This is a genomic window from Myxococcus eversor, from assembly GCF_010894455.1.
GTDB classification, from domain to species: domain Bacteria; phylum Myxococcota; class Myxococcia; order Myxococcales; family Myxococcaceae; genus Myxococcus; species Myxococcus eversor.
The window spans coordinates 255,465-281,599 of record NZ_JAAIXY010000005.1 but is presented as its reverse complement, the minus strand read 5'-3'; the positions used below and the strand labels follow the sequence as shown (position 1 = coordinate 281,599).

Below are 26,135 nucleotides of genomic sequence, written 5' to 3'. Positions count from 1 at the left end.
GCCCTACCCCGTGTTGCGCATTCCGGCAGCGATGCCGTTGAGCGACAGCAACAGGGGCCTGTCGCAGTCACTGGCTCCCTCACGCTTGCGGCGCATCAGCTCCACCTGGAGGAAGGACATCGGGTCCACGTACGGGTTGCGCAGGGAGATGGCGCGCTGGAGCTGGGGGTTGTGGTCCAGCAGCCGGGCCTCCCCCGTCAGCCGCTTCACCTGCCGACGCGTGCGCCGGTGCTCCTGTTGAATCAGGCGCCACAGCGGGCGCGTGGAAGCGGGAGCGAGCGCCGCGTAGCGACCCGCGATGGCCATGTCCGACTTGGCCAGCACCATGGTGACGTTGTCGATGACGGCCTTGAAGAAGGGCCACTGGCGATACATGCGCTTGAGCAGCGAGGGCCCGCCGGGCTCCTTCGCGAACGCCTCCAGCGCGGAGCCCACGCCGTACCAGCCCGGGATGATGGCCCGATTCTGCGTCCAGGCGAACACCCACGGAATCGCGCGCAGCGACTCCAGGCCTCCCGCCTTGCGCTTGCTGGGGCGCGAGCCGATGGGCAGCGCGGAGATCTCCTCCACCGGCGTCGCGGTGGTGAAGAGCTCCAGGAACCGGGGGTCTTCCCACACCAGGGCGCGGTACGCCTCGCGGCCCGTCTCGGCCAGCGTGTCGAACGCGGCGCGGAACTCCTTCTCGTCCTCGGGCGACGGGCGCGGCTGCGCATCCAGCAGGTGCGGCAGCACCCCACCGACGATGAGCTCCAGCGTGCGGCGAGCCAGCTCGGGGCGCGCGTACTTGTGGTCCAGCGCCTCGCCCTGCTCCGTGGCCTTGTAGCCACCGGCCACCGCGCCTGGGGGCAGCGCGAGGATGGCCTCCTGCGCCGGGCCTCCTCCGCGAGCCACCGACTCACCGCGCCCATGGAACAGCCGCAGCGGGACGCCCGCCTCGCGCGCCGCCTCGGTGAGCGCCACCTGCGCGCGGTAGAGCGCGGCGCTGGCGGCCAGCAACCCCACCTCCTTGCCGGAGTCGCTGTAGCCGACCATGACCTCCTGCGCGCCGCGTGCATCGACGTGCTTTCGGTACTCGGGATGCGCGAAGAGCGTGCGCAGCACGTCCGGCCCGGAGTCCAGCGCGCCGAGCTGCTCGAACAGGGGCACCACGTCCACGGTGGCGCAGCCGCGCGCGGCGTCCCACAGGCCCGCGTGCTTGATGCAGCGGAAGGCCGCGAGCACGTCCTCGGCGGTGCTGGCCATGCTGAGGATGAGGGTGCGGCAGGCGGGCTCACCCGCCTCGGACTGGGCCTCGCGCAGCTTCTCCAGCACCGCTAGCAGGCGCTTTCCACCTTCCGACGGCGCGGGCCCACCCGCCTCCAGCGAGGCCGCCGCGCTCACCGCGTCCTCGGCCGGCACACGCGCCTCCAGCTCGGCCAGCGCCAGGCCCAGCGCGCACACCCGCTCGCGCATGCGGCGCACCTGGCGGAGTCCCGCGTTGCCGGCCTTCGCCTCCGTGAGCGAGCGCGCCAGCAGGTCCAGGTCGGCCAGCAGGGCCTCCGGCGTCCGGTACGCGCTCTCGGGCATCGCCCCCGGGTCACCGGTGCGCTGGGCCAGCACGTGGCGCAGGGCCTGGTTCAGCCGCTCCTCCATGAAGCGCAGCTTGCGACGCCAGGGCTCGCCCACGGTGCGAGGCCCCAGGCGCTGCTCGGCCTCGGGGAGCTGCGCCGCATCACGCGCCAGCGAGGCGAGCAGCTCCTGCGACGGCGTCGCGTGCCGGTCCGACTGAGAGAGCATTCCGCCCAGGCGCTCCAGTCCCTGAATCAGGAGACGCAGCCCGCGAGCGCGGTGCGCGCGCAGCGTGTCGCCGAAGACCTCGGGCGTGACGAGCGGGTTGCCATCCATGTCCCCGCCCACCCACGAGTGGACGCGCACCGGCGTGTCCACGTGCCCCAGCGGCTCGCCATAGGCGCGCTCGAAGGCCCACTCCAGCACCTCGGGCAGCTCCGAGAGCTGCTCGGCGAGCACCTCCTCCACGTACCAGAGGATGTTCTTCACCTCGTCGCCCACGGTGGGCCGCTCGCGGCGCAGCTCGTCCGTCTGCCACAGCGTGGTGATCTCTTCCCGGAGGGACTCGACGTTGTCGGCGCTCTCCCGAGGGGTGAGCTCACAACGGTCCCTCTCCTCCAGCAGCCCCGCCATCCGGTAGAGCTTCTCCAGCAGCGTGCGGCGCACGGCCTGCGTGGGATGCGCGGTGAGCGTCAGCGTCACCTGCATCTGTCGAAGCGCCTCGCGCACGCGTGACGCGGGGATGCCCGCGTCCTTGAGCGACAACAGCGTCGCCTCCAGCGAGCCGCGCTGGGGACTGGGGGACTCGGCGCCGGCATGGGCCCGGGCGCGGCGGATGCGGTGGTGCTGCTCGGCCAGGTTGACGAGCTGGAAGTAGACCGAGAAGGCGCGGAGCACGGGCTCGGCCTGCTCCAGGGGCAGGCGTTTCAGGATGTCCGCCAGCTCGGCCGCGGAGGCACGTCGCCCCGGCACCGGGCCGCGCCGCCGCTGGATGGCCAGCCGGCGCACCTCCTCCTCCAGGTCGAACAGCGCCTGCCCTTCCTGCTCGACGAGCACTTCTCCCAACAGTCGCCCCAGCAGGCGGACATCACGACGAAGCGGCTGATCCACGGCGCGCATACGAGCCATATGTCGTGGACCGTAACCGCTTCCGCCACGGTTCGCCCGGGCAATGTCCGGGCTCCCTCCACTTCTGCGCAGAGGACCTGACAGTCAGGGCTTCGCGTCGAACGCTGTCGCTCGGGCGATGGCCTCCGTCCGGTCGACGTCGGTCGCGATGAACGCGAGCTTCGCGCGAATCTGTTCGACAGCGTCGCCACCGAGAGGCAGTCGGAACGGAAGCGCCTCGCTCGGCCGCGCGACGACGTCGGCGATGGTGCGAGCGGCCTTCGCGGGGTCCCCGGCCTGCTTGCCGTCCATCTGCTTCACCCAGTCGCGAATCTGTCCCACCGTCGCGCCATACGCGTCCATGGCAGGCAGGTGTCGGAACGCCGAGCCGAACAGCGAGGTCCGGAAGGTCCCTGGCTCCACCACCAGCACCCGGATGCCCAGGGGCTTCACCTCCTGCGCGAGGCTCTCCGACAGCCCCTCCAGGGCATGCTTCGCCGCGCAGTAGGCACCGAAGCCCGGCGCGGTGGAGAGCCCCGCGACACTGGAGACCTGGACGATGGTGCCACTCCCGCGCGCCCGCATGTGGGGCAGGACCTCGCGCGTGGTCGTGATGGCGGCGAAGAACATCACCTCCATCGTCGCGCGCAGGGCCTCTTCGTCTGTCTCCTCGACCGCGCCCAGGATGCTGAAGCCCGCGTTGTTGACCAGGACGTCGAGCTGCCCGAAGTGCGAGAGGGCCGCCGCGACAGCCTCACGCACCTGCTCGGGACGCGTCACGTCCAGTTCGATGAGTTTCAGACGCCCATCGGCACGCCCCACGAGCTCCGCGAGGACCTGGGGCCGTCGCGCGGTGGCGACCACACGGTCTCCGCGACGCAGCACCTCCTCGACGAGCGCGCGTCCCAACCCCGACGACGCTCCCGTGACGAACCAGACCTTGGACGACAGAGATGAACCTTGGCTGCTCATGGCGGACTCCCTCGACTTCAAGTTCGCGACACAAGGTAGGGGCCTCGGACCTGCTCAACCATCGGTGGAATTGCGATGGGTTTTTAAGTTTCGCTAAAAGATGAAGACATGAGGGACGACTACTCGGGGCTGACCGCGCTGGCGGCGGTGGCGGACAAGCGCAGCTTCACGGCCGCCGCGACGATGCTGCGCGTGACGCCGTCGGCACTCAGCCAGAGCATCCGCGCGCTCGAGGAGCGGGTCGGCGTGCGACTGCTCCAGCGCACGACGCGCAGCGTGGGCCTGACGGAGGCGGGTGCGCGGTTCCTCGCGCAGCTCAGGCCCGCGATGGCCAGCATCCATGCGGCGTTCGAGTCGCTCGACGCGGTCCGGGGTCGTCCGTCGGGGACGTTGCGAATCAACGTGCCACGCCTGGCCATCACCCCGGTGCTCGAACCCCTCCTGGCGGCGTTCCTCGCCACCTATCCGGAGCTCCGGCTCGACATCGTCGTGGATGACGGTCTCACCAACATCGTCGAGCAGGACTTCGACGCGGGCATCCGCCTGGGCGAGACGCTCGACAAGGACGTCGTGGCGCTGCGACTCACGAGTGACCTGCGAATGGCGGTGGTCGGCGCGCCCGCATATCTCTCGGAGCGCGGGCGGCCGAAGCACCCGAGAGACCTGCACGCGCACGACTGCATCAACTTCCGCTACCTCCGGAGCGGCGCGGTGTACCGCTGGGAGTTCACCGACAAGGGCCGCGAATTCACCGTCGCCGTGGAGGGGCGGCTGGTCACCAACGACAACGCGCTGCAGGTTCGCGCGGCGCTCGACGGGGTCGGCCTCGCCAACGTCATGGAGCACACGGTGGCGAAGGAGCTGGCCGACGGTCGCCTCATCCGAGTCCTCTCCCGCTTCTGCGCTCCCTTTCCGGGTCTGTTTCTCTACTACCCGAGCCGCACCCAACTGCCCCCCAAGCTGCGCGCGCTGGTCGACTTCCTGCGTGCGAGACCTCCCGAGGCGATGGCGCCCTGACCCGCGTCGGAGGGACACGGGTACCGCTCGCCCTGGTCGAGGTCCTGCACGCTTGAGGCCCCCACTGCTCGTCACGGAGCTGTTCTCCTCCTGCCTGCCCGCGCAGGTCACCGCGCGAGGAACCGCGGCAGCCGGGGCGGCCTGGAGAAGTGCCCGCCTTCGACAGTCGCCTCGCGCGGAAACACATGACCGGATTGGCCCCCCGGACACAGACCCACCGCTGTGTCTCCGCGCCCGCACTCAGCCTCGGTCCGCGCCTTGCAGAACCCCTGTGCACGAGACGCGGCCGACAGTGCCGCCGAGGAGCACAAGGTCATGTGGATGACACGGTGTTGGAAGGTGGCGGCGATGTGCGGTTTTCTGGCCGCGCCCGGGGCCCTGGCGAAGCCAACGACGCTCGCTCAGCCCTCCGAGGAGGCAGACACGACTTCGTCCCTCTTCGACGCGGGGATGCCGGAACTCGATGACCACTTCGCCGGCGCACCCGACGAGATGGCCCCGCCCCGCCTCCGCCACGCGGAGCCCGTGTCCTGCATCGCCGCGCCGGAGGGCCGCCTGTGGGTCGCCTCCACCGAGGAGTGTGGCGACAACGAGTGCATCGACAAGATGACCGTCTGGGTCGGCTCCTGGACCGTCGAGGACGTGGAGGTCGACGTCCAGTGCGACGCCGAGCACGTCATCCTCTCCACCCACGACTGGCGGATGGTCCTCATCCCCGACGGCAAGGGCGACTTCGACGTCGAGGAGTCCACCCTGGGCGAGGAAGCCCCGCTGGCCGGAGGCGAGCTGTCCACGCCCGCCTCCGAGAGCTGAACCTCACGGACCGATGCGGCGCAGGATGAGAATGGGGCCCTCGTCCAGCCGCCTGTCCCTCAAATCAATCTCGCAGTCGATCATCCAGTCGCCATGGCCCTCGGGGTCCATGATGCGCTGCTGGACCTCCCAGAGCCTCGGCCCCGTGTCCTTGAGGAACGTGTTGGCCGGCTTGCGAGCCTGGGGCGTGAGCACCACGATTTTGTGCTCCTCGTGGTACGGCACCATGGCCTGCTCCAGCTTCGGCGCGGTCCACTCGCCCAGCGCGTTGTCCAAGAGCGACAGCGCATCCGAGTAACGCTTCTGCCCCAGCGCGCGCAGCAGCCGGTGCAGCTCCTCGCGCACGCGGGCCGCGAACGCGCGCGGGTCCTCGGTGAGCTCCTTCGGCTTGAGCTCCACGGCCGGCTTCGCCTCGACGACGGCGCCCGGGTTTTTCATCCGCTCCCACTCGTCCACCAGGCTGGAGTCCACCTGACGAATCGTGGCCCGCAGGTGGTCGATGATGTCCTCCACCTCCTCCGTGCGGAAGCGCTCCGGCACCGTCTGCGACAGCGTCTTGTACACGTCGCTGACGTAGCGCAGCAGCACGCCCTCGCTGCGCTGCAACCCGTACTCACGAACGTAGTCGTGGAAGGACATGAAGCGCTCGAACATGTCCCGCACCACGGCCTTGGGACGGATGTTCTCCTCGCCCACCCACGGGTGCTTGCGCGCGAAGGCGTTGAAGGTGCCGTAGATGAACTCGCGGTTCGGCTTCGGCCACTCCAGCTTCTCCAGCTCCTCCATCCGGTCGTCGTACTCGACGCCGCGCGCCTTCATCTCTTGAATCTTCTCGCCCTTGAGCTGGTGCAGCTGCGCGTAGAGCACCACGTCCGGGTTCTCCAGGATGGACTCCACCAGCGTCACCACGTCCAGCGCGTACGTCTCCGTGGTGGGGTCCAGCAGCTCCAGCGTCTCCAGCAGGTACAGCGACAGCGTGTGGTTGAGGCTGAAGTCGTACTGGAGCTCCTGCGCCACCTTCACCGTGGCCCCCGAGCCGCCCTCGCCGCGCGTCACCTCCACGATTCCCGCGCCGCGCAGCGTGCGGAAGTCCCGCGCCGCCTCCCTCAAGTGCCTGCGCTTCAGGAAGTCCGAGTCATGGCAGCGCTGGATGAGCTGCACCAGCCGGTGGTAGCCCCCCGTGCCCCGGATGTGGTCGCTCTGGAGCAGGTTGAGAATCATGCCGTGGGACACGGCGAAGCGGGACTCCAGCGGCTCGGGCATGCCCGTCTGGAGCCGCTCGAAGGTGCTCTTGTCGTACTGGACGAAGTTCTTCTGCGGCGGCTTCGCCTTGGGCGTCTTCTTCTTGCCCGCGGCTTCCTTCGCGGCCTGCTTGACGTTCTCGACGACGTACTCGGGCGCCTGGGCGACGACGCTGCCCTCGTTGTCGAACCCCTTGCGGCCCGCGCGACCTGAAATCTGCAGGAAGTCGCGCACGCTCAGCGTGGTGAGCTTCTCGCCGTTGAACTTGAAGAGCTGGGTGAAGGCCACCGTGCGGATGGGGATGTTGACGCCCACGCCCAGGGTGTCCGTGCCGCTGATGACCTTGAGGTGGCCGCCCTGCGCCAGCTTCTCCACCAGCAGGCGATACTTGGGCAGCAGGCCCGCGTGGTGCATGCCGATGCCGTGGCGAAGGTAGCGCTGGAAGTCCTTGCCGTAGGGCGTGTCGAAGGGCGCGTCCATCAGCGCGAGGCGGATGGCCTCCTTCTCCTCCTTGGTGGAGAAGTCCACGCTCATGAGGTTCTGCGCCTGCTCGGCGGCGGCGCGCTGCGTGAAGTTCACCAGGTAGATGGGGTACTTCTTGCGCGCGATGAGGTCTTCAATCGTCTCGTGCAGCGCGGACTCGCGGTAGTCGAAGTCCAGCGGCACCGGGCGCTGGGTGCTGCGCACGGTGGCGACCTCGCGGCCGGTGAGCTTCTGGAGGCTCTCCTCGATGATGTGCGTGGGGCCCAGCGTGGCCGACATCAGGAGGAACGTCGCCTTGGGCAGGGCGATGAGCGGAATCTGCCACGCCACGCCGCGCTCCTTGTCCGAGTAGTAGTGGAACTCGTCCATCACCACGTAGTCCACCCGGGCGCCCGCGTCGCGCAGCGCCAGGTTGGCGAGGATTTCGGCGGTGCAGCAGATGATGGGCGCGTCGCGGTTGATGCTCGCGTCGCCGGTGAGCATGCCCACGTTCTCCGCGCCGAAGGCATCACAGAGCGCGAAGAACTTCTCGTTCACCAGCGCCTTGATGGGGCAGGTGTAGAAGGAGACCTTGCCCTCGGCCATGGCCTTGAAGTGGAGGGCGGTGGCCACCAGGGACTTGCCCGAGCCGGTGGGGGTCTTGAGGAACAGGTGCTTGCCCGCCAGCAGCTCCAGGATGGCTTCCTCCTGGGCCGGGTAGAGGCTGAGGCCATTCGTCGAGACGTAGCCGACGAAGCGGTCCAGGATGCTGTCGGCGTCGAGCGGAGGCTCGCCTTTCTTGGGAAGCAGGGCGGCGAGCGGCGCTTGGGACTCAGGGGTGTCCATCACCCGGCGGACTCTAGAGCAGCCACCGATTCGCGTCCGCTGCGAAATCAGACACCCGTGCCCCACGAACAGTCCCGACCCGGACGCGGGCGCTGGGGCTCGGTCCACCCCGCGTCATTGTCCACGCACGCCGGAACGATGTGGCTCGCAGGGCCCGTGCCTACCGTTGCGCGACCTTTCGACCAACAAAGGGGCAGCGTGATGTTCCATCCGTGGCGTCTTGCCTTCCTCGCTGTCTGGGCTTCGATTTCGGTCGCCCAGGCCCAACCCGCCTCCGTGGGCCAATGGACCCCGGTCCAGCAGTGGCCGTACTCCGCCGTCCACACCCACCTGCTGCCCACGGGCAAGGTGATGTTCTTCTCCGAGTTCGGAGACGGCGACACCCCCACCCTCTGGGACCCGGCGACCAACGTCCTCACCACGCTGCCCAAGGCGGGCTTCAACATCTTCTGCGCGGGCCACGCCTTCATGGCGGACGGCCGGCTGTTCGTGGCCGGTGGCCACATCACGGATGACTCCGGCCTGCCCTACGCCTCCATCTTCGACCCGTTCAAGCTCACCTGGACGCGACTGCCGAACATGAACGCCGGCCGGTGGTACCCCACCGTCACCACGCTCCCCAACGGCGACATGCTGGTGGTGGGCGGCGCCAAGGAGGACCGGACCAAGAACCTGGTTCCCCAGGTCTGGCAGTCGTCGAAGAACTCCTGGCGCAACCTCACGGGCGCGAGCCTGGAGCTCATGTACTACCCGTGGATGTTCGTGACGAACACGGGCAAGACGCTGATGGCGGGCTACTGGAAGCCCGCGCGGTACCTCGACACGGAGGGCACCGGCGCCTGGTCCTCCGGCCCGCGAACCACCTACGCGAACAGCCGCAACGCGGGCAGCGCGGTGATGTACGACGACGGCAAGGTCCTCATCACCGGCGGGGACAATCCCCCCACCAACAACGTGGAGATATTGGACCTCAACGCCGCGAAGCCCACCTGGCGCTCGGTGGCGCCCATGCGCTACGTGCGCCGTCAGCACAACAGCACGGTGATGCCGGATGGCTCGGTGCTCGTCACCGGCGGCCACAGCGGCCCCGGCACGGACAACCCCAAGTTCCCCCGCCTGGAGACGGAGCTGTGGAACCCCGTCACCGAGCAGTGGTCCCTGCTGGCGCCGTCTTCCGCCTATCGCGGCTACCACTCCACCACCCTGCTGCTGCCGGACGGCCGCGTGCTCTCAGCGGGCAGCCGCAACGTGAAGACGATGCAGGTGTTCTCCCCGCCCTACCTCTTCAACGGCCCGCGCCCCACCATCTCCTCCGCGCCGGAGGCCATCGCCTATGGCGAGACGTTCCGCGTCAACACCCCCGACGCGGCCAGCATCACCATGGCGTCGTGGATTCGCCTGGGCTCCGTCACCCACGCGTTCGACGAGAACCAGCGCTTCATGAAGCTGCGCTTCACCGCCAGCGGCGGCGGGCTCAACGTCGTCGCGCCGCCCAACCCGAACGTCGCGCCGCCCGGCCACTACATGCTGTTCCTGCTCAACTCGAAGAAGGTGCCGTCAGTGGCGAAGATCATCCGCATCGGCGGTGGAGGCACCACGCCGCCCCCGACAGACCCTCCTCCCAACACCGGCTTCACCGCCGTGGCCTTCGGCTCCGAGTGGAAGTACGACGACCGCAACGTCGACCCGGGCGCGGCGTGGACGTCGCCTGGCTTCAATGACGCGGCGTGGAAGAAGGGCCTCGCGCACCTCGGCTACGGCGAGACCGACGAGCGGACGGTGTTGGCGAAGACGACGCCTGTCCAGCCCTCCGTCTACTTCCGCCGCAAGTTCACCATCCACGGCATGGTGGAGCAGGCCACGCTCCAGGTGGTTCACGACGACGGCGTGGCGGTGTTCCTCAACGGCACCCAGGTGTTCTCCAAGTACGTCGGCTCCACCGCGCACGGCGCCTACGCCTCCGGCACCAGCGCCGACAACACCCTGAGCACGACGACCATCCCCGGCTCCCGCTTCATGATGGGAGACAACACGCTGGCCGTCATGGTGAAGCAGGCGAACGCCACCTCCAGCGACTTGTCCTTCGACCTGGAGCTCAAAGTCACTACCGACGGCATGCAGCACGATGCCCTCTTCATGGAGAGCCCCAACGGTGGCGAGACGCTGCGCCCGGGCAACGTGCAGATGCTCCAGTGGATGACCCACGGCTCGGGTGTCGACAACGTGCAGGTCCAGTTCTCGCCCGACAACGGAGCCCACTGGACGATGGTCGACCCGAGCGTCCCCAACATCGGCTTCTATGAGTGGACGGTGCCGGGCACCGAGACGTCCAACGGCGTGCTGCGCATCTCCGATGCCTCGCGGCAGGACGTCGAGGACCGCACCGACCTGCCCTTCACCATCAGCCGGACGCCGCAGTTCCGGGCCATCGCCTTCGGTGAGTACTGGAAGTTCGACGACCGCAACGTGAACCCGGGCGCCTCGTGGACGGCACACAACTTCGATGACAGCGCGTGGCGCTCGGGCCCCGCGAAGCTCGGCTTTGGCGACGGGGACGAGCACACCGTGCTCAACAAGACGACGCCCCTGCAGCCCAGCGTCTACTTCCGCAAGAAGCTCACGCTCGGCGAGGCCATCCGCACCGCCAACCTCCGCGTGCTGCATGACGACGGCGTGGCCATCTGGGTGAACGGGAAGCTCGTCTACTCCCGGTACACCGACAACGGCCTCGGCCATGGCACCTTCGCCAGCGGCGTGCTGAAGGACGCCGTCATCAGCACCGCCAGCTTCGACGGCTCCGCCTTCGTCGTGGGGGAGAACACCATCGCGGTGATGGTGAAGCAGGCCAACGCGGAGTCGAGCGACGTGGGGTTCGACCTGGAGCTGAACCTCGAAGCCCGTTAGCCGCCGCGGCGCCCGGTCCCGGACGTGAGTCAGAGCACCTTCACCGCTTTGACCATGTCCGGGGCCAGCTCTTCATGGGCGAGGATGGAGAACCCCAGCCGCTTGCTGACGTTCTGCATGGCGCGGTTGCCCGCGAGGATGTCCGCGACGATTCGGTGCATGCCCCACGCGCGGCCCACCTCCACCAGTCGCCGCAGCATCTCCGAGCCCAGGCCCTGGTGCTGCACCTCGTCGCTGATGAGGATGGCGTACTCCGCGTCGCGAGTCCCCCGCAGCCGCGTCAGTCGCCCCACTCCCAGAATCTCCCCGCCGCGCCGCTCGGCCACCAGCGCCATCTCCCGCGCGTAGTCGTTGAAGCAGATGCGCGCCAGCCGCTCGTGCGCCACACGCGTACTCAACTGCATCAGCCCCGCGTAGCGCAGGAACACCGTCTGCTCCGAGAGCGTCCGATGGAAGCGCTCCATCTTCGGCTCATCCTCTGGACGGATGGGCCTGAGCATCAGCTCCTCGCCGCTCTTCATCCGGAACGGCGCCACGTACTGTTGCGGATAGGGCTCGATGGCCAGTGGGGGCAGCTCCGCTTCCGTCACGTCCGGAGGATGCAGCACCACGCGAGCATCCAGCACGAGCAGCCGCTCCGGCGAGGCCAGCAGGGGATTGATGTCCACCTCCTTCACCAGCCGCTGCTCGACGACGAGCTGCCCGAAGCGAACGAGCAGCCGCTCCAGCTCCGGCAGGTCCACCGGCTTCGCGCCGCGCACGCCGCGCAGCGCCTGGAGGATGCGGGTCTGCTCCATCATCCGCCGCGCGAGCGTCGTGTTCAGTGGAGGCAGCCCCAGCGCCCGGTCCTTGAACACCTCCACCAGCGACCCACCCGCGCCGAAGAGCAGCACCGGCCCGAACTGGGGGTCCAGGCTGCTGCCTACAATCAGCTCGTAGCCTCCCAGCTTCACCATCGGCTGGACGGTGACGCCGTCGAAGGCCTCGACCTGCCCCAGCTCCACCAGTCGCTCACGGATGCCTCGGAACGCCGCGCGCACCGCCTCCGCGTCCGGCAGGTCGAGCCGCACGCCTCCGACGTCCGTCTTGTGCGTCACCGTGAAGGAGTGGAGCTTGAGGACCACGGGATAGCCGAGCGCCTCCGCCTCGGCCACCGCGCCCTCCTCCGTCGTCGCCAGCCGCGTCTCGACGGTGGGGATGCCGTAGGCGGCCAGGAGCTGCTTGGACTCGTGCTCTGTCAGCAGCGTGCGCCCTTGCGCGCGCGCCGCGTCCACCAGTCGCCGAGCCACGTCGCGCCCGCCCGTGGGCTCCTCCGCCAGCGTCGGCGTCTCGTACAGGCCCACGAGGTTGTACGAGTAGCGCCACATGTAATTGAAGATGCGCGCGGCCGTGTCGGGATAGCCGAATGTCGGGATGCCCGCGTCGTTGAGGATGCGCTCTCCCGCCACGACTTCCGAGCCGCCCATCCAGCTCGCCAGCACCGGCTTGCCGGACAGCTTCGCGTAGGGCTTGAGCCGGTCCGCCGTCTGCGTGGGCTCCGTCATGTCCTGCGGGGTGAGGATGACCAGGAGCCCGTCGCTGTTGGGGTCCTTCCCCGCCACCTCCAGCGCCTTCGCGTAGCGCTCCGGGTCCGCGTCGCCCAGCACGTCCACCGGATTGCCGTGACTCCACTGGGGCGGCAGGAAGCCATCCAGCGCCTTGCGCGTCTCGTCGCCGAGCACCGCCAGCTCACCGCCGCCCGACACCAGCGCATCCGTGGCGAGCACCCCCGGCCCGCCCGCGTTGGTGACGACGGTGAGGCGACGGCCCGCGGGGCGCGGCTGCTTCGCCAGCGTCTCCGCCATGTAGAAGAGGTCGGAGATGGAGTCCACGCGCAGCACGCCGGTGCGGCGGAACGCGGCGGTGAGCACCTCGTCGCTGCCCGTCAGCGTGCCCGTGTGCGACGCGGCGGCCTGCGCGGCCTGCGCCGTGCGCCCCGCCTTGATGACGATGATGGGCTTGGTGAGCGCCACCTCGCGCGCGGCCGACAGGAAGGCCCGCGCGTCGCCGATGGACTCCATGTAGATGAGGATGGAGCGCGTCATCGGGTCATCAGCCAGGTAGTCGATGAGGTCACCCCAGCCCACGTCCAACATGGAGCCCACGGAGACGAAGGCGCTGAAGCCCACCGACTCGCGCAGGCTCCAGTCGAGGATGGCGGTGAGCAGCGCGCCGCTCTGGCTGATGAAGGCCACGTTGCCCGGCCGCGCCATCGACCCGGCGAACGTCGCGTTGAAACCCGTGGGCGGACGCATCACCCCCAGGCAGTTGGGGCCGATGATGCGCATCCGCGCCGCCTGGGCAATCTGGAGAATCTCCCGCTCCAGCTTCGCGCCCGCTTCCCCCGTCTCCTTGAAGCCCGCGGAGATGATGATGGCGCCCCGCACGCCCAGCTCCGCGCACTCGCGGATGACGTCCGGGACAGCCGGCGCGGGCGTGACGACGACGGCCAGGTCCACCGGCTCCGGCAGCGAGCGCAGCGATGGCCACGCGCGAATGCCCAGCACATTGGGACGCTTCGGGTTGATGGGGTAGACGGTGCCGCCAAAGGGATTGCTGATGAGGTTCCAGAGGACGGTGCGCCCCACGCTGCCCGGACGCTCACTGGCCCCCACCACCGCCACGCTGCGCGGCTTGAAGAGCACATCCAGCGGCTGCCGGGTGCCCTGCTGGTGCAGCACATTGTAGGAAGGGTCCGACTTCCGGGGGCCAGGCGCGCGCTCGTCCATGAGGACATCGTCTTTGAAACGACGCGCGCGCACACGCAAGCGCTTCGCCCGACAACCGTGCGGCAGCCGTCATCCGTCCGGCCCCATTGCTCAGTCGAGGCCTCTCTTGCCCTCGGCCCAGTACGCTTTCACCTTCTGCCCGGCGTGAGCCACTCCACTCGCGCGGAGCTGACTCCTCACGGCCTGGATGGCGTGCGCCCGCCCCGTCAGGACCAGGTGCGCGCCCCGCCGACGCTCCAGTGCCGTCCGCAGCCGGGCCTGCACGTCCGCGAGGTGCGCCTCCCCCGACTGCTTCTCCACCACGGAAGCACCCGCGAGGCCCAGCTCCCCCAACACCCCTTCTGACTCCGCGCGCGAGGAGACCTCGAACACGTACTCGACGTCCGCCGAGCCCGCCTTCAGGTTCTTCAGCGCGTGAGCGACGGCGAACGACGTCTCGTCCCCGAAGAGGACCACCGGCCCGGGAAGGGACGGGAGCGCGATGGAGCCTCGCGGCCCGAAGAACTGGCAGCGGTCACCCACCTTCACGCCGCGCCCCCACCGCGCACCGGGACCGTCCCCGTGCAGGTAGACAAGGAAGCGCGTGGACCCCAGCGTCGAGTCCCAGCCCAACGGCGTGTACGTCCTCATGCCCACGTCCGGGATGAAGACCTGCACCTTGTCCCCCGGGCTCCACTCGATGTCCCGCAGGCCCTCGCCCACCAACTCCATCCAGCGGAAGTGCGGTGACACGTCGCGGACCTGTCCCACGCGCGCTTCCGTGAAGAAGAACCGACCCAGCAGCCCGCTGATGATTGCCTGCCCCGACGCCATGCTTCTCTCTCCACGTGTGGTGACAGCCGCATCCTCACTCCAACCCTCCCCCTTGGGGATGAACTGAGATGACGCGGCCGTGAAGAAGTGTGAAGCTGATGAAGCGCGGACGCGCACCGACAACGCGTCCCCGCGCATGGCGACGTCGTGGCCCGACTCCCCCGCAGGCAGGTGCTGTCTCCTGGACAGACTCGAGGCCCCACCCGTGTATCGGAACGGTGCAGAACAAACACCTGGGCATGCCCGAACCGTCTGATTGCCATGCCCCAATCACAACCAAAACCCCAGGAGTCACCCGTGTCTCTGACCTCTCCCAGCGCAGCGCCGAAGCTGCGTCATTACATCGCCACGTTCAAGGAGCGTGGCAATCACATCAAGTCCAGCAGGTACCTCAACGCCCTGATGGGGGGTGACTTCGAGCAGGCGGACTTCGTGGAGACGCAGGTCCACATGCGCTTCGCCGTCGCGAACTTCTCGCGCCCCATGGCCCTGCTCATGAGCCGGCTCCCGGACCTCTCCGACCGGCTTCCCATCCTCGAGAACGTGTTCGACGAGCACGGGCGGGGAAAGCTCGGCGATGGCCACGACAGCACCTTCCGCCTGCTCCTGGAACGACTTGGCGCGTCGCGCGCGCAGGTGGAGAAGTGTCGTCCCTGGCCGGAGATTCTCGCCTACAACACGTCACTGGCAGGCACGGCCTGTTTCGAGTCCGTTCACTTCGGCATGGCCGTCTTCGGAATGATCGAGGACTTGTTCGGGGAGGCCGCGTTCGTCACGGGCGAGAGCATCGTCAAGCGCGGCTGGCTTCCGAAGGACCGTGTGGTCCACTACCCGCTCCATGCCACGCTCGATAACGAGCATGCCGAAGGCTTCTACCGGTATCTCGACGCCCCCTATGAGTCAGACCCGAAGGCGGCCCTGGACATCGAGCAAGGTCTGGCATTGGGCGCCCATCTCATCATGACCTTCTTTGACGACCTCTACCGGGCGAGGCATCGCCGCGCGAACTGACCCGGCGCGGCGATGCACGAGGAGCAACGCGCACGGCGCTACGCCGCGGCCGTGCGCGCCTGCTCCAGCGCGGGCTTGAGGACCTCGCGCGCCCACTGAGCCAGCGTGGTGGACGTGGTGGTCTCCGCCGACCGGGGCTCGGCCGCGTCCATCAGCCCCTTGGGGATGGCCTCGTACATCTGCACGTAGAGGTCGACCATGAACCCGGGCAGGCCCATGCCCAGCATCGCCTTGCGCGCGTCGTCGAAGGAGACCTGCACATAGCGCACGGGACGCCCCAGCTCTCGCGAGAGGATTTCCACCACCTCCGCGTACGTGAGGTCCTGGGGCCCGTGGACGCCGACATACCGGTGCCCCTTCCAGCCCGCGTCCAGCAGCACGTCCGCCGCCTTGTGCGCGATGTCCGCCGTCGCGACGAAGGGCGCCCTGCGCTCGGGGGAGGTGGTCAGGAAGAGGGAGCTCGCGTTCAAGAGCGACGGCAAGTCGCGCAGGAGATTTTCCATGAAGTAGCCCGGACGGAGGATGGTGACGTCGGCGACGGCGGCCTTGAAGGCCTCCTCCACGCCCTTCAGCACACTCACGGGCCCCGTCCCCGGGCCCGACTGCGCGCCGACGCTGGACAGCACCACCACCCGCTTCACGCCGTGCTGCTTCGCCTTCTCGGCCGCCAGTCGCGCCATGCCCTGGGTCCAATCGGCGAAGTCCGGCCGCATGGCCGGCGGCGTCAGCCAGAAGACCGCCGAGGCTCCCGCGAAGGCCTTGTCCAACACGGCCGCGTCGTCGGAGGACCCCTCCACCACCTTCGCGCCCCGCTTCGCCAGGTCCGCCACCTTCTCCGCGGTCCGGCTGATGACGGTGATGGACTGCCCCGCATCCAGCAGCCGCAGGGCGAGGTTCCGGCCAATGTTTCCATTCGGGGTGTTGATGACGACGCTCATGGACGCCTCCAGTGACTTCGAGATGGGCCTAGAGTGTCCCTCCCCCCAACATGAGGCCACTGCATGTTACTCATGCGCTCATGAGCAAGTCACATGTCGCCAAGGGCAAGGGCCGCGCCCCGGCACCCCGGAAACCTCGCCCCACTCCCGCGCCGAGCCAGCCGTCGAGCACGGGGTTGGACCTGGCCGGCATCAACCTCAACCTCGTCGTGGCCCTGGATGCGCTGCTGACGGAGGGCAACGTCACCCGGGCGGCCGCGCGCGTGGGCATCACCCAGTCCGCCATGAGCCATGCCTTGCGGCAGCTCCGGGAGCAGCTCGGTGACGCCCTGCTCATCCGGGGCCGGGGCGGGATGATTCGCACCCCTCGCGCCGAGCAGCTGGCAGCCCCCCTCCACCGGGGACTGCTGGAGGTCCAACGCGCGCTGCGCAACGAGTCCGTCTTCGAGCCCCGCACCTCGGCCCGGCGCTTCACCATCGCCTCGGGTGACTACTTCGCCGCCGCGCTGCTGCCCGCCTTGCTGGAGCTGTTCGACAACGAGGCGCCCCGGGTGGACCTCACCATCCGCCCCCTCGTCATCCCCCAGGCGGAGGCCCAGTTGGAGAGCGGCGAGGTGGACCTCATCATCGCCGCCTTCCCGGACCCCAGCCCCGCGCTGCGCCAGGTGAAGCTGTTCACCGAGGACTTCGTCTGCGTGGTCCGGCGCGACAACCCTGTAGTGAAGCAGGGGCTGGACCTGGAGACGTACCTGAGCCTGCCCCACGTCCTCATCAGCCCCCGGGGCGAGGGGGCGGGCGCCGTGGACATGGCGCTTGAAAGACTGGGCCGCAGTCGACGCATCGGCCTGCGGCTCCCCTACTTCCTCACCGCCGCCCTCTCCGTGGTCCGCTCCAACCACGTCCTCACCGCGCCTCGCAGGCTGGCCGAGCTCTTCGTCGACCTCTCCCCCCTTCGCCTCCTGCCCCCGCCCATCCCCCTGCGCCCGTTCGACGTCCTCCAGGTCTGGCACGAGCGTTTCGACGACGAACCCGCCCACCGATGGCTGCGCGGCATGGTCTCCCGCGCCGCCGCCGCACCGCGTGATGACCGCTAAACCATGGAGAATCCAACGGTTTTTCTGTCGGAACAGCCCGGCTGTCGATCACCGACAGAGGCACTGAACGTCGATTCACCTGTAGGCGAGCATCCGATGGGCCGACCGGTGTAGGGTGCGACCCTATGACTTCTTCCGAGAAGCTGATTTTCACGCAAACCGTGGAAGCGCTCTTCGTGCGCGCCCTCGAGAACCGCCTCACGCCAGCGTGTCGGGAGCACCTGCGCCGAGCGGGCCTGGACCTCGACCAGAAGCTTGGGCGGACGTATTCGCTGGAGCAGTGGAAGGAGTTCCTCCGCATCGCCGCTGGGCACGTCTACGGCGGAGTTCCCGCCGAAGCCGCGTACTACTCGCTGGGCGAGCGGTTCATGGACGCCTACTTCGGGACCTTCTTTGGTCGCGCGCTCCTGGGCGTCGTCCGGCTGGCCGGCCCTCGGCGGATGCTGCTGCGCGCGGGGATGGGCTTTCGTGCCGGCAACAACTTCAGTGTGGTCGAAATCGTTGAGCGCAGCCCCACTTTCCTGGAGCTGAAGATGAACGACGTGCTGGCGGACGTGCCGACGTTCTCGGCCGGATTGCTGGCCCGGGCGGTGGAGCTGTGTGGAGGCTTCCGGGTGGTGGCACTACCCGAGGAGTTCGACGGGACGTCGGCGACGTTCCACATCCGCTGGGCGGAAGTCACGGCCGAGTCGGCGATGCCGCCCCCCGAGGACGGCTCCGCGGGTGCATCCCGTCCGCGTGCGTGAGTGAGTCCCGCGCGCCCCCGGCGCAATCCGCCAGGGTGGCGCGCGGAACGCCATGCTCGCGAAGCTTGCGAGCGGGCACGCTGACGGCTCCGGGAGCACGCGCTCCCGAGTGAAGCCTCGCGGCCCACCCTGCTCCCTGTCGCTGGCATCGCCGCTGCAATCCCTGGGTCCGGACGCGGAGGACTCATGGACAACGACGGCGGCGGTGCGATGGTGAAGCTCGAACGGGGCGCGCTCTGGGGTTGGGGGCTGGTGATTCTGGTGGCGGCGGTGCTGGCGGGAGCCGGCGTCTGGCACGGGCTGCTCCATGGAGCGCCCGACACTCCCACCGCCGTCGCCCAGGTGCCGGTGGCGCCCTCGGTGGTGGACCGGGCACCGGACGCGCCCTTGCCGCCCGCGGCGGAGGTCGACGCGCTGTTGCGCTCGCGGCTCGCCGGGGCCTCGTCGCTGCCGCAGTTCGGCGCCTGGCTGCGGGAGGCGGACCTCCTGCGCCGCTTCGTCGCCGTCGTCTCCAACATGGCCAACGGCGACAGCCCTCGGGCCGTGGTCGCCTTCCTGGCGCCGTCCGGAGACTTCCAGGTGAGCAGCCGCGAGGGCCGCACGCTCGTCGCGAAGAAGGGGTACACCCGGTACGACACCGTGGGCCGGGTGGTGGGCAGCCTCGACTCCACGCTGCTGGTGGATACGTACCGCGAGGTGCACCGGCTGACCGAGCGGCTCCATCAGGAGAGCGCCCCGCCGGGCAGCTCCTTCGAGGCGACGCTGCAGCGGGCCTTCGAGCAGGTGCTGGCGGTGCCGGTGCTCGACGGGGACGTGGAGGTGGTGGCGAAGGGCGCGCTGTACGTCTACGCGGACCCGGCGCTGGAGGCGCTCACGCCCGCGCAGAAGCACCTCTTGCGGATGGGGCCCGCGAACCTGCGCCACATCCAGGGCAAGGTCCGCGAGGTGTCCCTGAAGCTCAACCAGCAGGCCTCGAGGCCCTGAGGCCCCGTCAGCCCCCCAGGCGGGCCCCCGAGACGCGGGAAGGGCTTCCCTCCCCTCCTCGCGCCGGGATGTTGGTATCTGCCCTCATGCGCTCCTCCCTCCTGCCCGTGTTGCTGCTGTGCACGGCGCTCACCGGCGTCATCGGTGGCGCCGTGTATTTCATCCAGCGGGACAGGCAGGCGCTGGTGGACCAGTTCGCCCGCGAGCGGCGGGCCCAGCTCCAGGAGGCCGCCCGAGGTGTGTCCGAGGCCCTGGAGGACGTGGGTGAGGACCTGCGCTTCACCGGTGAGCTCTTGTCCCAGCCGGGCACGGCCGAGGAGCACCGGCGCGAGCTGCGCGCGCTGCTCGAGGCCGTGGGGCAGTACAAGGCCATCGTCGTCTTCGGGCCGGATGGGAAGGAGCGCCTGCGGCTCCTGGACAAGCGCACTGGCGCGTCGCTCGCGAAGCAGTACCCAGGCGAGGAGCTGGCCCGCACCGCGAGGAGCGTGCTGGAGGGAGCCTCGGGACACATCGCGTCCTCGCCGCCCCTGTCCGGGGATTCGACGGGGTGGCTGCGGGCCTTCGCCACCGCCCTGCCCGAGGATGCGCCCGATGGCGGCGGGGCCGTCGTCGTACTGGTGGACGCGGAGCCGCTGTTCGCGCCGCTGAAGCTGCTCACCGCGGAGAGCGACACCCATCTCCTGCTGCTCGGCGCGCATGGCTCACCCACCGCGCTGAGCGCCCCGACGCTGGCGGCCCGCTATCAGCGGCTCGGCACGGATGCGAGCGGCACTCCGGGCCTCGCGGCGCTGTCGCGGCGGATGCTCGACGGGGAAGCGGGCTCGCTGGTGATTGAGCGGACGGAGGCGGTGAAGCTGGGGCTGGGAGACGCGGAGGTGGTGGCGAGCTTCGTTCCGGTGCGCATCAAGAACGGCGCGCTGTGGCCGCTCGCCACGCTGTCCTCCACGCGCGGGCTGCGCTCGCACGAGCGGAGCCTGGTGCTGCGGCTGTCGTTCGCGGCGTTCCTCATCTCGACCTTCCTCATCGCGTTTGGCGTGTACGTGGTGCTGGCGCGCAGCCGCGCCGTGGCGCTCCAGGAGAGCCTGCGACATGCGAGCCGCCTGGCCCACCTGCACGACAAGACGCAGAAGATTCTCGACCACATCCCCACGGGGGTGCTGGCCCTGTCGACGTCGGGACGCATCACCTCCGCGAATCGCGCGCTGAGCACGAAGATGCCGCCGGACGTGGTGGGCGCGACGCTGGCCACGGCGTTTCCGCAGGCCCATGCCCCCGTCATCCAGCGGCTGGAGGAGCTGGTCAACGCGGCGGGCGGAGACAACCGCGTGCGCAGCCTGCACGGCGAGCCGCTGCGGCTCTTCGCCGAGGAAGGGCAGTACAACGTCCACGCGGTGCCGCTGGAGCCGCACCAGCCCGACGTCCGCACGCTGCTGGTGCTGGAGGACCTGAGCAACCTGCGCGCGCTGGAGGGACAGTTGCTGCGCGCGGAGAAGCTGGCGACGGTGGGCGTGCTGGCGGCGGGAATCGCGCACGAGATTGGCACGCCGCTGGGCGTCATCCGGGGCCGGGCCGAGTACGTGCAGGACAAGCTGGGCCCCGAGCATCCGCAGTCCGCGGGGCTGGGGACCATCGTCGAGCAGATAGACCGGGTGAGCCGCACCATCCGCCAGCTGCTGGACTTCTCGCGGCTGCAGCCCGCCGAGTCGCGGGCGGTGACGCTGCCGTCCGTCGTGAAGAGCGTGCAGGAGCTCTTGCGCGTCGAGGTGGAGCGGCGGCGCGTGGACCTTCACCTGGATGTGTCACAGCCGTTGCCGGCGTTGGCGGCGGACGCGGACCAGCTTCAGCAGGTGCTCGTCAACCTGCTGCTCAACGCGTGTGATGCGTGTGAGCCGGGGGGACAGGTGCGGCTGACGGCGACGCCGGGCGAGGCGGATGCATCGGGGGCCTGGGGTCGGGTGCGCATCACCGTCGAGGACGACGGGTGCGGCATCGCCGCGAGACATCTGCATCAAGTGTTCGACCCATTCTTCACCACCAAGAAGCGCGGACTGGGCACGGGCCTGGGGCTGACCATGGTGGCGCACATCGTGCGGAACCATGGCGGGCGCATCGAGCTGGACAGCGCGCCCGGACAGGGCACGCGTGTGACGCTGCAATGGCCCGCCGCGGCCCCCGCGCGAGAGGAGCAACATGTCGGTTAGAGCCCGGGTTCTCGTCGTCGATGACCACGTCGAGATGGGACAGATGCTGCGCGAGCCCTTGTCGGATGCGGGCTACGCGGTGGATGTGGCCTCGGGAGGCGCGGATGCCATCGCGCAGCTCCGGGGCGGGGTGTACGACGCCGTCATCTGCGACTTGCGGATGCAGGACGTGGATGGCTTCGACGTGCTGGAGACGGCGCGCAAGCTGGACCCGGACCTGCCGGTGTTGATGATGACGGCCTTCGGCGGCGTGGAGAACGCCGTGGAGGCGATGAAGCGCGGGGCGTGGCACTACTTCGCCAAGCCCTTCCGGTTGGACGAGGTGCGGCTGTACGTGGGCCGCGCGCTGGAGGAGCGGCGGGTGCGCTCCGAGCACCGCACGCTGAAAGCGCAGGCGGAGGACCGGGGCCGGCTGGGGGCGATGGTGGGGCGCAGCGCGGCGATGCGAGCGCTGTATGCGCTGGTGGAGCGCGTGGCCTGGTCCAGCGCGCCGGTGCTGGTGCGGGGAGAGAGCGGCAGCGGCAAGGAGCTGGTTGCCCGGGCCCTGCACTTCGAGGGCACGCGTCGCGCGGGGCCCTTCGTCGCCGTCAATTGCACCGCCCTGCCCCACTCGTTGCTGGAGAGTGAGCTGTTCGGCCATGTGAAGGGGGCCTTCTCCGGAGCGACGAGCGCCAGGCGAGGCCTCTTCGTGGAGGCGGATGGGGGGACGCTGTTCCTGGATGAAATCGGGGACATGGCGCCGGAGCTGCAAGCGCGGCTGTTGCGGGTGCTGGCGGATGGCGAGGTGCGGGCGGTGGGAGCGGACGGCTCGCGGACGGTGGACGTGCGGGTGGTGGCCGCGACGCACCAGGATTTGGAGGCCCGGGTGAAGGAGGGCCGCTTCCGGGCGGACTTGTTCTACCGGCTGAATGTCGTGACGTTGCAGGCGCCGCCGTTGAGGGAGCGGCCCGAGGACATTCCGGCGCTGGCCGAGCACTTCCTCAAGCAGGCGCGGGCGCGGAATCCGCGGTCTCCGGTGCAGCGCTTCGAGCAGGAGGCGGTGTCCGCGCTGTGTGCGCAGCGGTGGCCGGGGAATGTGCGCGAGCTGGAGAACCTGGTGGAGCGGTTGGTGGTGCTGGGGACCCGGGACACGGTGGACTTGGAGCAGCTCCGCCCACACGTCATCGAGGGCGGCGCGGAGCAACACCCGTTGCTGGAGGCCCAGCGGGAAGTGATTCCCCTGCGCCGGCTGGAAAGCGAGTACATCTCCTGGGCCGTCGCGCGGTGCGGCGGAAACAAGACGCGAGCGGCGGAGCTGCTCGGGATTGACGTCTCCACCATCCACCGTCGGGAGCGTTCGGAAGGCAAATAGCCAGGGGTGCCTGGGCGTTCTGCAAGGCCGCGCGGGGAGGACTCGCGGGGCTCTCGACGGAAAGGGCTCCCGGCACGGCGCGTGCTCTGTGACGAGCGCATGCGCCCTCTCCTCTTCACGCTTTTCGTCGTCGTTGGACTCGCGGGTTGTGCCGCGCGGCAGCCCACCCCCACCGCGTCCACGGATACGCAAACACCCCATGCTCCGGTGGCAGTGAGGCCGGAGCCGGAGCGCCCCTCCTCCATGACCGAGAACCCAGACAAGGACCTGCTCCCCCTGGCGTTGGAGCCTGTCTACTTCGAGCTCGACTCGACGACGCTGCGCCCCGAGTTCCGGGACACGTTGACGCAGCTTGCGGACGCGCTGCGCAAGAGGCCGCAGGCCCGCGTCAATATCACCGGGCACACGTGTGAACTGGGGACGACGGAGTACAACCTGGCCCTGGGCCAGCGCCGTGCTTCCGTGGTGCGGGATTACCTGCGGCGGCTGGGTGTGGAGCCTGCGCGGCTGTCCACGCTGTCGTATGGCGAGGAGCGGCCCCTGTCGACGACGGAGTTGGAGAAGAACCGTCGCGCGGAGGTGAAGGTTTCGTCGGAGTGGATGAACTGATTGAGGGCGTTGGGCGGGTTTGGCGCCCATACCTCCCCTCTGCTCCCCCCTTCTCCCCCATTCGCGCTCCTGTCCTTCCCATGCTCGGGATGCCCCAGGGCCGATCTCGCGCACTCGAGTGCCCCGCCCAGGCCCGCTGCCTCATGGCCATGAGCGACGGCCTGAGGAACTCCGCCCCCCGGCAGCGCCACCCAACCGCTCGCGGAGTTCACGCAGCCGGTCGCGCGCCACGGAGAGCACCGTCCCGTCCTTCAGGTGCACGCGCGCGTCGCCGTAGCCCCCCAGGACCTCCACAATCGCATCGAGCTGGACGAGCGTGGCGCGGTGGATGCGCAGCCAGCGCGTCGGGTCGAGTCGGCGTTCGAGCTCCGCGAGCGACATGTCCACCACATCGGCGCGCCCGGCACGCGCCACGTAGACGAGCCGGTCCTCGGCGTACAGGTGCGTCGCGTCCGCGAGCTCCACCACCCGCACGCGTGTGCCCGTCCTCGAGGTGAGCCGCGACAGAGGCGCGGGTGGCTGGAGCGCCGCTTCCAGCGCACGCAGCCGCTCCTGCGCGAGCAGGGGGTGCATGCGCACAAGCTTGTCCAGCGCACGCGCAAGGCCTCGCGCGTCCACCGGCTTGAGCAGGTAGTCCACGGAGCTCACCTCGAAGGCCTGCAGCGCGTACGTATCGAAGGCGGTGGTGAACACCACGGGCGGCGGCATGGGGAGTGCCCGCACCAGCTCGAAGCCGCTCATGCCCGGCATCGACACATCCACGAACAGGGCGTCCGGGGGCGCGGCGCGCAGTGCCTCCGCGGCCTCCACCGGATCGGTGTACGTGGCCACCACCGTCACACGCCCGGTTTCCTCGAGCATGCGAGCGAGGCGCCGCAGCGCGAGCGGCTCGTCATCCACGAGCACGGCGCGAAGGAGCCCGGGTGCACTCATGCGGCCTCCGTGCGCGGAAGCCACACCCGCACGCACGCGCCGACACCGCCCTCGCCACGCGAAATGGACAGGCCCGCCTCCTCCGCCCCGTAGGAGGACACCAGCCGCCTCGTCAGCATGTCGAGTCCGTGCCCTGGCGGCGGCGGCCCCGTGATACCAGGCCCGTCGTCCCGCACCTCCAGGTAGACGCGCCCGGCGTCCGCGCGCACCGACACCCGGACCTCGCCGCCCTCGCGCCTCAGGGACACGGCGTACTTCACGGCGTTCTCCACCAGCGTCTGCACCGCGAAGGGAGGCACCGCGAACCGCTCGAGGCCCGGCTGCACGTCGAGCGAGCAGCGCAGCCGCGCCCCCAGCCGCACACGCTCGAGCTCCAGGTAGTCGGACACCAGGTCCAACTCGCGCCGCAGCGGTACATGGCGCCCCGCCCCCGCATCCAGCGAGGAGCGCAGCACGGACGCCAGCCGCTCCACCATGGCCTCCGCCGCGCGCGGGTCCTCGCGCACCAGCGTGGCGATGGAGTTGAGGGTGTTGAAGAGGAAATGGGGCTGCAGGCGCGCGGACAGCGAGTCGAAGCGCGCCTCGGCCTCCAGCCACTCGGCACGCTCGCGCAGCGCCTCCGCCTCGCGCACGCGCGCGTCCCGCCCGCGGATGCGGCCCGCCATTCGGGAATACACGAACGTGCACACTCCCGCGGGCAGGCTCAGCACCAGGCCGATGCCACCCTCGACGAACAGGTGCCGCTGAAGCTCCGAGGCGGGAAAGGCGCCCAGGCCCGCCAGCGTCACCGTCGCCACCGTCATCATCACGGCCGTGATGACCCCACACGCGGCCATGCACTTGAGCAGGGCGGGCACGGGCGGGCCGTGCATGGCGCGCCGGCCCACCGCGGGCATCAACCTCATCGACGGGAAGCCGATGCAGATGCCGTAGAAGGCGCTGAGCGCGAAGATGCGCGCGACCTTCGCGGGCGGGGCGGGCGAGGCGGGCGCGGGGAGTATCACGAACGCCGTGACGAGCGCCGCGAGCAGCAGCGTGCCGCCCCCGAACAGCGCCCAGCGCACCCCGGGCTTCATTTCGCGCGCCGCACCGTCATCTCGAGGAACTGACCGAATGTCTTGCCCCCATCGAGCGAGAGTTCTCCCTTTTCCACCCACACCCCGTCACGCACATTCAGCGTGAAGCGGACGCGGCCTTGAGGCATGTCAAAGCCCCACTGGAACACCCCTTCGCCCAGCAGCTTCATTTCGGTGTCCACGACACCTCCGCCAAAGCGGTATGCACTGAAGCGCACGCGGCCAGCGGCCTCATCCCAGGAGAGTACTCCGAATGCCTGGTGCGTAGGGACCTCGGGGGCCGTGGGGCTCGCTCGGCTGGTGCCCAGTCCCTCCACCACGAGCACTGTTCCGTCGAGGTGCGGCTGCACGGTCTCCTTCAGCTGGAACGTCTTGCGGCCGCCCGTGTGCGGGCCCATGTCGACCCATCCTTCTCCCCGCCAGTTGCCCACCAGGACCTGGAGCGGCGAGAGCTTCTCGCGGTGCCGCGCGGCCGCTTCCGCGGGAGAGGGTGGCTGCCGCGGCCCGGCGGGAGGGGTGGGCTCCGCGGCGAGGACAGGGCTGGCCAGTGCGAGCGCGAGGGCGGCGAGGAGGCTGCGGGCGTGCATGGTGGGGACTCCCGTTCGTGGGTGCCTTCCCGTCCTAGTTCAGGGGCACACGCCGGGCGTGCGGGTTCCGACGAGAGGTCGGAATTCGGGGGCGAGGGGCTCATGCGTCGACG

Annotated in this window: 19 protein-coding genes; 10 read left to right on the top strand and 9 right to left on the bottom strand. The window is 69.5% G+C overall.

Features of this window, described 5'->3' with window-relative positions:
- Nucleotides 1-3: 3 nt before the first annotated feature.
- Together G4D83_RS12600 and G4D83_RS12595 are read right to left on the bottom strand one after the other, a co-directional pair.
- The gene (locus tag G4D83_RS12600; RefSeq protein ID WP_163864963.1) at nt 4-2,676 is read right to left on the bottom strand and encodes a phosphoenolpyruvate carboxylase; all 2,673 of its coding nucleotides are present in this window, start codon (nt 2,674-2,676) and stop codon (nt 4-6) included.
- Nucleotides 2,677-2,760: 84 nt separating this feature from the next.
- Nucleotides 2,761-3,627, bottom strand: coding sequence for an SDR family NAD(P)-dependent oxidoreductase (locus G4D83_RS12595; protein ID WP_163864962.1), 867 nt, complete (start codon nt 3,625-3,627; stop codon nt 2,761-2,763).
- A gap of 108 nt (nt 3,628-3,735) precedes the next feature.
- Between G4D83_RS12595 and G4D83_RS12590 the strand changes: the two genes are divergently transcribed.
- Both G4D83_RS12590 and G4D83_RS12585 read left to right on the top strand, forming a co-directional pair.
- Entirely contained in the window at nt 3,736-4,644 is a 909-nt protein-coding gene (locus G4D83_RS12590) for a LysR family transcriptional regulator (protein WP_163864961.1), read from the top strand.
- 321 nt (nt 4,645-4,965) lie between these two features.
- Complete coding sequence (locus G4D83_RS12585; RefSeq protein ID WP_163864960.1) at nt 4,966-5,457, top strand: hypothetical protein; 492 nt, start codon at nt 4,966-4,968, stop codon at nt 5,455-5,457.
- 3 nt (nt 5,458-5,460) lie between these two features.
- Here G4D83_RS12585 and G4D83_RS12580 read toward each other — a convergent pair whose 3' ends face one another.
- Nucleotides 5,461-8,007, bottom strand: coding sequence for a DEAD/DEAH box helicase (locus G4D83_RS12580; RefSeq protein WP_163864959.1), 2,547 nt, complete (start codon nt 8,005-8,007; stop codon nt 5,461-5,463).
- A 201-nt stretch (nt 8,008-8,208) separates the two neighbouring features.
- Between G4D83_RS12580 and G4D83_RS12575 the strand changes: the two genes are divergently transcribed.
- Nucleotides 8,209-10,911, top strand: coding sequence for a galactose oxidase-like domain-containing protein (locus G4D83_RS12575; RefSeq protein ID WP_240356298.1), 2,703 nt, complete (start codon nt 8,209-8,211; stop codon nt 10,909-10,911).
- A 29-nt stretch (nt 10,912-10,940) separates the two neighbouring features.
- On the opposite strand, the gene G4D83_RS12570 is transcribed toward G4D83_RS12575, so the two are convergent.
- Both G4D83_RS12570 and G4D83_RS12565 read right to left on the bottom strand, forming a co-directional pair.
- Complete coding sequence (locus tag G4D83_RS12570; protein ID WP_163864958.1) at nt 10,941-13,679, bottom strand: bifunctional acetate--CoA ligase family protein/GNAT family N-acetyltransferase; 2,739 nt, start codon at nt 13,677-13,679, stop codon at nt 10,941-10,943.
- 90 nt (nt 13,680-13,769) lie between these two features.
- Nucleotides 13,770-14,492 (bottom strand): siderophore-interacting protein, encoded by a 723-nt coding sequence (locus G4D83_RS12565; RefSeq protein ID WP_163864957.1) that lies wholly within the window; start codon nt 14,490-14,492, stop codon nt 13,770-13,772.
- 297 nt (nt 14,493-14,789) lie between these two features.
- Between G4D83_RS12565 and G4D83_RS12560 the strand changes: the two genes are divergently transcribed.
- Entirely contained in the window at nt 14,790-15,503 is a 714-nt protein-coding gene (locus G4D83_RS12560) for an iron-containing redox enzyme family protein (RefSeq protein WP_240356297.1), read from the top strand.
- 38 nt (nt 15,504-15,541) lie between these two features.
- On the opposite strand, the gene G4D83_RS12555 is transcribed toward G4D83_RS12560, so the two are convergent.
- A complete protein-coding gene (locus tag G4D83_RS12555; protein WP_163864955.1) occupies nt 15,542-16,441 on the bottom strand; it encodes an NmrA family NAD(P)-binding protein in 900 nt (299 codons plus the stop codon).
- A gap of 80 nt (nt 16,442-16,521) precedes the next feature.
- Here G4D83_RS12555 and G4D83_RS12550 point away from each other — a divergent pair, with 80 nt between their 5' ends.
- The 6 genes from G4D83_RS12550 (at nt 16,522) to G4D83_RS12525 (ending at nt 23,426) form a co-directional block, all read left to right on the top strand.
- Complete coding sequence (locus G4D83_RS12550) at nt 16,522-17,535, top strand: LysR family transcriptional regulator (protein ID WP_163864954.1); 1,014 nt, start codon at nt 16,522-16,524, stop codon at nt 17,533-17,535.
- Between the two features lie 125 nt (nt 17,536-17,660).
- Entirely contained in the window at nt 17,661-18,281 is a 621-nt protein-coding gene (locus G4D83_RS12545) for a DUF2378 family protein (RefSeq protein ID WP_163864953.1), read from the top strand.
- A gap of 186 nt (nt 18,282-18,467) precedes the next feature.
- Nucleotides 18,468-19,265 (top strand): DUF3014 domain-containing protein, encoded by a 798-nt coding sequence (locus G4D83_RS12540; protein ID WP_163864952.1) that lies wholly within the window; start codon nt 18,468-18,470, stop codon nt 19,263-19,265.
- Nucleotides 19,266-19,351: 86 nt separating this feature from the next.
- Nucleotides 19,352-21,466, top strand: a complete 2,115-nt coding sequence (locus tag G4D83_RS12535) for a two-component system sensor histidine kinase NtrB (protein ID WP_163864951.1) — start codon at nt 19,352-19,354, stop codon at nt 21,464-21,466.
- Nucleotides 21,456-22,817 carry a sigma-54-dependent transcriptional regulator gene (locus G4D83_RS12530; RefSeq protein WP_163864950.1) on the top strand — a complete coding sequence of 454 codons (1,362 nt, stop codon included), beginning with the start codon at nt 21,456-21,458 and terminating at the stop codon, nt 22,815-22,817. The genes G4D83_RS12535 and G4D83_RS12530 overlap by 11 nt, the downstream gene beginning before the upstream one ends.
- Before the next feature lie 243 nt (nt 22,818-23,060).
- Complete coding sequence (locus G4D83_RS12525) at nt 23,061-23,426, top strand: OmpA family protein (RefSeq protein WP_240356296.1); 366 nt, start codon at nt 23,061-23,063, stop codon at nt 23,424-23,426.
- A gap of 141 nt (nt 23,427-23,567) precedes the next feature.
- Here the strand turns inward: G4D83_RS12525 and G4D83_RS12520 are convergent, their stop codons facing one another.
- The 3 genes from G4D83_RS12520 to G4D83_RS12510 are packed head-to-tail and all read right to left on the bottom strand — an operon-like array spanning nt 23,568 to nt 26,022.
- Nucleotides 23,568-24,359, bottom strand: coding sequence for a LytR/AlgR family response regulator transcription factor (locus tag G4D83_RS12520; protein WP_163864948.1), 792 nt, complete (start codon nt 24,357-24,359; stop codon nt 23,568-23,570).
- On the bottom strand, nt 24,356-25,435 hold the full coding sequence (locus G4D83_RS12515) for a sensor histidine kinase (RefSeq protein WP_163864947.1): 1,080 nt from the start codon (nt 25,433-25,435) through the stop codon (nt 24,356-24,358). The genes G4D83_RS12520 and G4D83_RS12515 overlap by 4 nt, the downstream gene beginning before the upstream one ends.
- The gene (locus G4D83_RS12510; protein ID WP_163864946.1) at nt 25,432-26,022 is read right to left on the bottom strand and encodes a hypothetical protein; all 591 of its coding nucleotides are present in this window, start codon (nt 26,020-26,022) and stop codon (nt 25,432-25,434) included. Before G4D83_RS12510 ends, G4D83_RS12515 begins: the two co-directional genes overlap by 4 nt.
- Between the last annotated feature and the right edge of the window lie 113 nt (nt 26,023-26,135).

Bases quoted from the DNA above. Each gene is read 5' to 3' on its own strand.
- G4D83_RS12600 (WP_163864963.1), bottom strand. From the start codon at position 2,676: ATGGCTCGTATGCGCGCCGTGGATCAGCCGCTTCGTCGTGATGTCCGC.
- G4D83_RS12595 (WP_163864962.1), bottom strand. From the start codon at position 3,627: ATGAGCAGCCAAGGTTCATCTCTGTCGTCCAAGGTCTGGTTCGTCACG.
- G4D83_RS12590 (WP_163864961.1), top strand. From the start codon at position 3,736: ATGAGGGACGACTACTCGGGGCTGACCGCGCTGGCGGCGGTGGCGGAC.
- G4D83_RS12585 (WP_163864960.1), top strand. From the start codon at position 4,966: ATGACACGGTGTTGGAAGGTGGCGGCGATGTGCGGTTTTCTGGCCGCG.
- G4D83_RS12580 (WP_163864959.1), bottom strand. From the start codon at position 8,007: ATGGACACCCCTGAGTCCCAAGCGCCGCTCGCCGCCCTGCTTCCCAAG.
- G4D83_RS12575 (WP_240356298.1), top strand. From the start codon at position 8,209: ATGTTCCATCCGTGGCGTCTTGCCTTCCTCGCTGTCTGGGCTTCGATT.
- G4D83_RS12570 (WP_163864958.1), bottom strand. From the start codon at position 13,679: ATGGACGAGCGCGCGCCTGGCCCCCGGAAGTCGGACCCTTCCTACAAT.
- G4D83_RS12565 (WP_163864957.1), bottom strand. From the start codon at position 14,492: ATGGCGTCGGGGCAGGCAATCATCAGCGGGCTGCTGGGTCGGTTCTTC.
- G4D83_RS12555 (WP_163864955.1), bottom strand. From the start codon at position 16,441: ATGAGCGTCGTCATCAACACCCCGAATGGAAACATTGGCCGGAACCTC.
- G4D83_RS12550 (WP_163864954.1), top strand. From the start codon at position 16,522: ATGAGCAAGTCACATGTCGCCAAGGGCAAGGGCCGCGCCCCGGCACCC.
- G4D83_RS12545 (WP_163864953.1), top strand. From the start codon at position 17,661: ATGACTTCTTCCGAGAAGCTGATTTTCACGCAAACCGTGGAAGCGCTC.
- G4D83_RS12540 (WP_163864952.1), top strand. From the start codon at position 18,468: ATGGACAACGACGGCGGCGGTGCGATGGTGAAGCTCGAACGGGGCGCG.
- G4D83_RS12535 (WP_163864951.1), top strand. From the start codon at position 19,352: ATGCGCTCCTCCCTCCTGCCCGTGTTGCTGCTGTGCACGGCGCTCACC.
- G4D83_RS12530 (WP_163864950.1), top strand. From the start codon at position 21,456: ATGTCGGTTAGAGCCCGGGTTCTCGTCGTCGATGACCACGTCGAGATG.
- G4D83_RS12525 (WP_240356296.1), top strand. From the start codon at position 23,061: ATGACCGAGAACCCAGACAAGGACCTGCTCCCCCTGGCGTTGGAGCCT.
- G4D83_RS12520 (WP_163864948.1), bottom strand. From the start codon at position 24,359: ATGAGTGCACCCGGGCTCCTTCGCGCCGTGCTCGTGGATGACGAGCCG.
- G4D83_RS12515 (WP_163864947.1), bottom strand. From the start codon at position 25,435: ATGAAGCCCGGGGTGCGCTGGGCGCTGTTCGGGGGCGGCACGCTGCTG.
- G4D83_RS12510 (WP_163864946.1), bottom strand. From the start codon at position 26,022: ATGCACGCCCGCAGCCTCCTCGCCGCCCTCGCGCTCGCACTGGCCAGC.